This is a genomic window from Microbacterium petrolearium (assembly GCF_054782875.1).
Genome location: NZ_BAAGRQ010000109.1, coordinates 1 through 503, shown reverse-complemented (window position 1 = coordinate 503; position 503 = coordinate 1). Strand labels below are relative to the sequence as shown.

At 66.6% G+C, this 503-nt stretch carries 1 protein-coding gene; it reads left to right on the top strand.

The genetic code is table 11. From position 1 onward, the window contains the following. Window positions 1-338, top strand: a 338-nt coding sequence (locus ACYVJ0_RS13875; protein WP_460818447.1) for a hypothetical protein, incomplete at its 5' end; no start/stop codon positions are given. Window positions 339-503 lie beyond the last annotated feature (165 nt).

Here is a 503-nt window from a genome sequence, read left to right as displayed (position 1 = left end):
AGGGCTACGGCACCTCCGAGGTCCCCGCGGGCGTTGACGGCGCGATGGTCCCCGAGGACGTCGCGACCGCCGGTGAGGTCGTCGAGATCGAGGGCGACGGCAGCTTCAACGCGCTGAACGACGTCTGCGTCGCCCCCTGGTACTGGGAGGGCCCGGGCAACGTCGGCAGCACCGCCAACGTGACCGACTACCAGGCCTGCAACGACGGCGACTACGAGCTCGGTGGCGACGGTTCGGTCAACGTGCTGAACAACGTGTGTGTTGCTCCGTGGCACTGGGACGGTCCGCTGAACCTGTTCAACACGGGCAACGTCACGTCCTACGCGGCCTGCAACTGACGCAATCGTCAATTGACTGCCGTCGTGCGGTGACGCGAAGGTAGTGCTGCTTCAGGTGGGGCCCTTTCTCGCTCGTCGGGAAAGGGCCCCGCTCTTGTGCCCGCACGAATTTCTCTCCGGTCATGAATCGGCGCGGGTGAGCGGCGGCGCTTCGTGCGTGCTCCG